The organism is Actinomadura spongiicola (assembly GCF_003432485.1).
GTDB classification, from domain to species: Bacteria; Actinomycetota; Actinomycetes; order Streptosporangiales; family Streptosporangiaceae; genus Spirillospora; species Spirillospora spongiicola.
In genome coordinates, this window is the sequence record NZ_QVNQ01000007.1 from 485,846 (window position 1) to 493,078 (window position 7,233).

4 protein-coding genes and 1 rRNA gene are annotated in these 7,233 nt (G+C 71.0%); 2 read left to right on the forward strand and 3 right to left on the reverse strand.

Translation table 11 applies throughout. The features are described 5' to 3' along the window. A complete protein-coding gene (locus tag D0T12_RS24215; protein WP_117401950.1) occupies positions 1–1,101 on the reverse strand; it encodes a baeRF2 domain-containing protein in 1,101 nt (366 codons plus the stop codon). A gap of 111 nt (positions 1,102–1,212) precedes the next feature. On the opposite strand from D0T12_RS24215, the gene D0T12_RS24220 reads away from it, so the two are divergent. After that, a complete protein-coding gene (locus D0T12_RS24220; RefSeq protein WP_147339615.1) occupies positions 1,213–4,470 on the forward strand; it encodes an ATP-binding protein in 3,258 nt (1,085 codons plus the stop codon). Positions 4,471–4,561: 91 nt separating this feature from the next. Here the strand turns inward: D0T12_RS24220 and D0T12_RS24225 are convergent, their stop codons facing one another. Together D0T12_RS24225 and D0T12_RS24230 are read right to left on the reverse strand one after the other, a co-directional pair. After that, complete coding sequence (locus D0T12_RS24225) at positions 4,562–5,383, reverse strand: ABC transporter permease (protein WP_117401952.1); 822 nt, start codon at positions 5,381–5,383, stop codon at positions 4,562–4,564. Beyond that, complete coding sequence (locus tag D0T12_RS24230; protein ID WP_117401953.1) at positions 5,380–6,357, reverse strand: ATP-binding cassette domain-containing protein; 978 nt, start codon at positions 6,355–6,357, stop codon at positions 5,380–5,382. Before D0T12_RS24230 ends, D0T12_RS24225 begins: the two co-directional genes overlap by 4 nt. A gap of 770 nt (positions 6,358–7,127) precedes the next feature. On the opposite strand from D0T12_RS24230, the gene D0T12_RS24235 reads away from it, so the two are divergent. Then, positions 7,128–7,233, forward strand: a 16S ribosomal RNA gene (locus D0T12_RS24235); the annotation flags it as partial.

Genomic DNA, 7,233 nt, shown 5'->3' on the forward strand with positions numbered 1-7,233 from the left:
TCAGGCGATATAGCGGAGGACGGCGCCCACGTGGAGGTGGCCGTCCGTCCCGTTCGGCGGCAGGACGACGAGTTCCCCGTCCGTGGCGGTCGTCGCCCTGACCAGCGCGGCGTCCGCCCGTTCCCGTTGCGGGTTCGTCACCCCGAACTCATCGCGTAGTTCGTCCGGGGTCGTTGCGATCTGGCCGGGCTCGGGGCCTATCCACAGACGGTCCTCGGGATTCGTTTCCTCTTCCAGCAGCAGGGTCTCGACCTGGCCCTGGCGGACGGCCTCCGTCGTGGCCGCCAGGCCCGAGACGGCGCGCTGACCGGTGGCGAGCTCGCGGTCGAACCGTTCCGCGACCGACAACACGCGCTCCGTGGTCTTGAGGCGGAGGATGCGCTGCAGCTCCTCGTTGAGGTCGGGGTCGTCCATGGTCGTGTTCTTGTCCGTCTCGACGGTGTGCTCCAGAACGTGCTCGGAGACCTCGTCCAGAACGGCGGTGCGGGCGCGCGTGTCACCCGCGATCAGAATCGCCTCAGCGCCGCAACGGTCGGCGGCGCGGTCGATCTCATGCGCGACCTTCTTGGCGTTGAGCTTCCACACCATCTCCGACGAACGTTGGAACCGCGACTGGTTCCAATCACCGGCCTTCGTCTTGCGGATCGGGTACTCCTCGTCCCCCTGCACGTCGATGTGCTGGTGCTTACCCTCCGCGGTGACACAGTCGATCGCGCCCCCACGGCGGTCGACGACGGCCACGAGATGGGGGAACCGTTCACCGCGTTCGGTCAGATACGGCAGGACGTCCGGGAGCGGGGCCAGGGACGCGCGAGGCGAACGGGGCGGGCCCGGCAACCGATCGGCGTACACGACCTCACCGTCCGCCGCGAAGATCACCAGCCCTTCGGATCGGCGCGCCGACATCTCCTCGTCGATGGTCTGCTCGATCGCGCGGAGCATGCCCTTCGGGGCGTGCTGGGCCTCCAGGTCCGCGCGCAGCGCCCGCCACCGCAACTCGACGGCCTTGGACGCGTCCTCGGTGGTCCGGGTGAGGTCCGCGTACACCGACGCGAACGGCCCCGGACGTTGGTACAGCTTCTTGAGGAATGACAGATCCATGGAGGGGCCGTACCCGCCGTATCTGGGGCAAACGTAAAGAAGAGCGGCGGGAGTGGTGGGGTACGCGTGCGGTCCGTACATCGGCGACAATGGCACCCGGAAAGGGGATTCGTGCGCATCGGCATACTGGGCCCGCTCGACGTGCGGGACGAGGCCGCGCGGCCCGTACAGGTCAGTGGCCGGCGGCTGCGCGCCCTCCTGGTCCGGCTCGCGGTCGAGGCGGGGCGACCGGTGTCGGCCGACCGGCTGCTGGACGACCTGTGGGACGGCGCGCCGCCCGCCGGAGGAGGCAACGCCCTCCAGGCCCTGGTCTCGCGGCTGCGCGGCGTCGCCGGACGCGACCTCGTCGAACACGGCCCCGCCGGGTATCGGCTCGGCATCGCCCCCACCGAGGTCGACGCCGTCGCGTTCGAACGCCGGGTCGCCGCGGCCCGCGGGGAGCACGACCCGGCCCGCCGCGCCGAGGGGCTCCGCGCGGCGCTCGGGCTGTGGCGCGGCCCCGCGCTCGTCGACATCGCCGACGCCGGGTTCGCGGCCGGGACGGTCGCCCGGCTGGAGGAGCTGCGGCTCGCCGCCGTCGAAGACCGCGTCGACGCCGAGATCGCCGCCGGGCTGCCCGCCCCGGCGGTCGCCGAACTCGAACCGCTCGCCGCCGCGAACCCGCTGCGCGAAAGGCTCCGCGGACACCTCATGCGCGCCCTCTGCGCGGCGGGACGGCAGGCCGACGCCCTGGAGATCTTCGAGGAGACGCGCCGCGCCCTCGCCGACCGGCTCGGCGTCGACCCGTCCCCGGAACTGTCCGCCGTCCACCTGGAGATCCTGCGCCGCGACACCGCGTCCGCCGCCGCGCCGCCTCCCGGTCCACCGCCGCCGCCCACCGCGCGGCCCGCGCGCACGAACCTGCCCGCCCAGCTCACCAGCTTCGTCGGACGCGAGGAGGAGTCACGCCGCGTCGGCAAACTGCTGCGCGAGACCAGACTCGTCACCCTCACCGGCCCCGGCGGCGCCGGTAAGACACGGCTCGCGGGGGAGAGCGCCGCGGCGCTCGTCGACGAGATGCCGGACGGCGTCTGGTTCGTCCCCCTCGCCCGTGTCAGCGACCAGAACGACGTCGTCCAGGCCGTGCTCGTCGCGCTCGGCGTCCTGGACACCGTCCGGCCCGGCGAGCAACTCGTCGTCGCGCGGCCCCTCGAACGGCTCATCGACTACCTCGCCGCCAAACGAATGCTCGTCGTCCTCGACAACTGCGAACACGTCCTCGACGCCGCGGCGCGCCTCGCCGGGCACGTCCTCGCCCAGGCCGAGGGCGTCCGGATCCTCGCCACCAGCCGGGAACCGCTCGGCATCACCGGCGAATCGCTGTGCCCGGTGCCGTCCCTTCCACTGCCGGACGACGACGTCGCCGACCCGGCCGACGCGCTCGGTTACGCCGCGGTCCGGCTGTTCGCCGACCGGGCCGCGGCCGTCCGCCCCGGCTTCACCGTCGACACCGACACCGTCGCCGACGTCATCGCGATCTGCCGCGCCCTCGACGGCATCCCGCTCGCCATCGAACTCGCCGCGGCCCGGCTCCGGTCCCTCACCTCCGGGCAGATCGCGGCGCGCCTCGGTGACCGGTTCCGGCTCCTCACCGGCGGCAGCCGCACGGCCCTGCCACGGCACCGGACGCTCCGCGCCGTCGTCGACTGGAGCTGGGACCTCCTCGACGACGTCGAACGCACCGTCCTGCGCCGCCTGTCGGTGTTCGCGGGAGGCGCCGCGCCCGACGCCGCCGTCCACGTGTGCGGCCCGGACACGCCGGACGCGCCCGACCCCCACGACGTCATCGACGTGATCGCCGCACTGATCGACAAGTCGCTGGTGATGGCGGAAGGCGACCCGCAGGTCCGCTACCGGCTGCTGGAGACCGTCCGCGTGTACGCGGCGGAACGGCTGACCGAGGCGGGCGAGACCGAACGCGTCCGGTCCGCGCACGCCGCCTACCTGGTCGACCTCGCCGAACGCGCCGAACCGGAACTGCGCCGCCACGACCAACTGCGGTGGGCGGAACGGCTGGCGGACGAACGCGACAACGTCACCGTCGCGTTCCGGCACATCATCGAGACCGGCGACAAGGAGACCGGCCTCCGGCTCGTCGCGGGCCTGGTGTGGTTCTGGGCGCTGCGCGACATGGAGATCGAGGCCGGCCACTGGGCGATCGCCGTCCACGACATGGTCGGCGACACCGCGCCGCCGGGACTGGAGGAGCACTACGTCCTCTGCCGCTTCGCGGCGGGCCTGACCTCGGAGATGTCGCAGGGCGCCGGTCCGAGCCCGCAGTCCCTACAGGCGATCTTCGAGGACGCCGCCGGTCTGCTCCCCGCACAGTCGCGCCACCCCATCCTCGCCCTGATGGAACCCGCGCTCGCCCTGTTCACCGGGGACATGGAGGAGGTACGCCGCCAACTGCGCCGCGTCGAGGACCACCCCGACCCGTGGGTCAACGCCGTCGCCCACGCCTTCCTCGCCCACATGGGCATCAACACCGGCCACGTCGACGACGCGGCCGAGGAGGCCGCCGACGCGTACGCGCGTTTCCGTGACCTCGGCGACCGGTTCGGAATGATTCTCGCGCTGAGCGGAATGATGCAGGTGGCCACGGCCCGCGGCGAACTCGCCGAGGCCGTCCGGCTCGGCGAGGAGGCGCACGGCTACGCGACCCTCGGCGTCAGCCCCGAACAGGGCGCCGCGATCCTCATCCAACTCGCCCGGGTCCGCGCCCAGCAAGGGGCCCTCGCCCGCGCCTACGAGGACGCGGAACTCGCCATGGCGCAACTGGAACGGATCGGCGAACTCGCCGACGCCGCCGGAGCCTCGCTCCTCCTCTGCGAGTTCGCGTTGCGGGACGGCGACCGCGAGGCCGCCCGCCTGCACGCCGACCGCGCCCACAAGTGGACCGAGCCGCGCGAGCACCGCCCCGACTTCGCGCAGGCCGCCCGCCGGACCTTCAGCCGCCTCGGCGGCCTCGCCGAGGAGGACGGCGACCTCGACAGGGCCCACCGCTGGCACGTCCGGGCGTTCGACGCCCTCACGAACGACGTGCTCACGGGCAACCCGTCCCTGGCGTCGCTCGTCGAGGGCCTCGCCGCCTTCGCCGCCGCGAGCGGCTGCCACACACGCGCCGCCGAACTGCTCGGCACCGCCGACAACCTGCGCGGGTTCCGCGACACCACCGGCTATGACGCCCGGCGGACGCACACCGCCGCCATCGCCGTCCTCGGCGAGGACGCCTTCGCCGCCTCCTACGACCGCGGCCGCGCCGTCACCAGGGAGGACGTCGTCGCCGCCGGTGCGGACCTCGTCCGCTCCACCGTCCCGGAAACCGCCTGACCGCCCGTCGGCCGCCAGGACACCGGGGGCGCCGACCCCGCACCACCCGTCGGGGGCGACGCGCGCCTCGGCTCCCGGCGGTCGACCGACGTCACGCCCTCCGCGCGTACATCCGCATCGCCAGCGGGAACGTGATCACCACGATCCCCGCGGCCCACGCGAGCGTGTACCAGACATGGTTCCCGACCTCTCCGCCGACCATCAACGCACGCAACGACTCCGCCAGATGCGTGACCGGGTTGACCTTCGTCCACGCCTCCAACCAACCCGGCATCGTGGACGTGTCCGGGACGAGGATGCTGCTGCCGAACGTCAACGGCATCACCCAGATGAACGCGAGCCCCTGCACGGTGTCCGGCGTAGGCGCCACCAGGCCCACCAGGACGGAGATCCAGCAGACCGCCAGATAGAACACGTACGCGAGAGCGAACCCCGCCAACACCGACAACGGATCGGTATGGAACCGGAACCCCAGCAGCGACCCGAACCCGACCAGAACCGTCATCACGGTGATGAACCGGGCCGTGTCCCCCAGGACCGAACCGATCAGCGGAGCGGAACGGGCGATCGGCAGGCTGCGGAACCGGTCGAACACCCCCTTGTGGATGTCCTCGTTCAACGCCGTCCCGAGCCCCATCGTGGCGAACATCGCCATCTGCGCGATCAACCCCGGGAGCAACTGCTGCAGGTACGACCGCGTGTCGCCCGCCACGGCCCCGCCGAACACGTACAGGAACAGAAGCAGGAACACGATCGGCATCAGGGTCGTGTCCAGCAGCTTCTCCGGGGAGTGCCTCAACTGCGCGATGTTGCGCCACGCCAACGTCAGCGCATGACGCAGCGTCCGCCGCGGACTGATGTGAGCGGGCGGCGCCGTGACCGGCCCGCGCGCACCCACGGTGATCGCGGTCATGCCACGCTCCCTTCCGGAACAAGCTCGGCCTCGGCCTCTTCGACGGGACGACCCGTCAGTGTGAGGAACACCTCGTCCAGGCTCGGCATCCGAAGCGCCAGCTCCGCGGCCACGATGGACGCCTCGTCCAGCCGCCTCACCAACGCCGACACCAACCGCGGATCATGCACCGGCACGGTGACGAGACCGGTCGGCCCCTGCACCTCGGGCTTCTCCCCGGTCAGCTCCGCGACGATCGCGGTGAGCTGCGCCGTGCGGTACGGCTCGGACGCGCGGACCACCAGCGTCTGCCTGCCGATCCGCCCCTTCAGATCGTCGGACGTGCCCTCCGCGATCACCCGTCCGTGGTCGAACACCGTGATCTGGTCGGCGAGTGCGTCGGCCTCCTCCAGATACTGCGTGGTCAGCAGCACCGTGGCCCCCTCGGCGACGACCCCGCGGACCGTGTCCCACACCTCGTTACGGGCCCGCGGGTCCAGCCCCGTCGTCGGCTCGTCCAGATAGATGATCTCCGGACGGTTGATCAGGCTCGCGGCCAGATCGAGCCGCCGCCGCATCCCACCCGAGTACGTCTTGACGGCCCGCGACCCGGCGTCGGTGAGCCGGAACCGGTCCAGCAACTGGCGTGCGCGGGCCTTCGCGTCCCGCCGCCCGAAGTCCAGCAGCCGGGCGATCATCACCAGGTTCTCCGTTCCGGTCAGCTCCTCGTCGACCGACGCGTACTGCCCGGTCAGCCCGATCAACGCCCGGACCTGAACGGCGTCCTTCACGACGTCGTAGCCACAGACCTCCGCCCGTCCGGCGTCCGGCTTGAGCAGCGTCGCCAGCACTCGCACTGCAGTGGTCTTACCGGCCCCGTTCGGGCCCAGCACCCCGAGAACCGTGCCTCGCCGCGCCGTGATGTCCACACCGTCCAGGGCCCGTGTGTCCCCGAAACGCTTATGCAGTCCCTCAGCGCGAATCACATCGTCCATCGATCCGCCTCCCACCTGTTTCCGCTTCTGACGCCACCACCGTCACCGAGCCCGCTGACACGCCCCGGACACCGAAGGGCGACCACTGACGTCGCGCTGACACGACGCTGACACCGCGCGCCTGAACCGCCCGTGACCAGGGCCTATCCGATGAGGGACGAGAGGGTGGACGCCTCGATTTGACGGGTCGTCCGGGGCTGCCTAATCTCTTCCTTGCCCCGAGGGGATGCGGGACGCCGAGAGGCGGACGGCCCCGGGGGAAAGTCGCCGGAGAAAATCGGTTCGCAGCTTGCTGCGGGCCGGGGTACTCTGGACAGACAAGCCCATACGGGATGCAGGACGCCGCACGGTGGCCGGCCCGCAGGGCGCCTCCTACGAAACGTTCCTGGCGGGTCTTCGTGGCCTGTCGGTCGTTGGTGTGGGAACTCGGTACGCCTCCGTCCGTCAAAAAGATCTTCGCCGATCGGCTTGACAACGGGAACGGACCGGGTAAGTTAGAAGGGTTGCCCCGGAGCCGGGGCCCGCGGGATGCGGGTTCGGGTGCGGTGGGTGTCCGTTTCTTGAGAACTCAACAGCGTGTTAAAAGCCAGTGCCTTTATCGATCTGGTTCTGAATGTTCAGGGCCGGGTCGCCCCGTGGCCGTCTTCGGACGGTCGGGGATTTCTTTGAGGCAGTGCAGCCCGCTCCGTTTGTGGGTGGGTTGTGTTTGCTGGGATTGTTTCCATGGTTTGGTCGCATCGGGGTTTGTTCTTCGGTGTGGTCGTTTGGCCTTAATGGAGAGTTTGATCCTGGCTCAGGACGAACGCTGGCGGCGTGCTTAACACATGCAAGTCGAGCGGAAAGGCCCCTTCGGGGGTACTCGAGCGGCGAACGGGT

Coding starts and splice junctions, on each gene's coding strand:
- D0T12_RS24215 (WP_117401950.1), bottom strand. CDS start 1,101: ATGGATCTGTCATTCCTCAAGAAGCTGTACCAACGTCCGGGGCCGTTC.
- D0T12_RS24225 (WP_117401952.1), bottom strand. CDS start 5,383: ATGACCGCGATCACCGTGGGTGCGCGCGGGCCGGTCACGGCGCCGCCC.
- D0T12_RS24230 (WP_117401953.1), bottom strand. CDS start 6,357: ATGGACGATGTGATTCGCGCTGAGGGACTGCATAAGCGTTTCGGGGAC.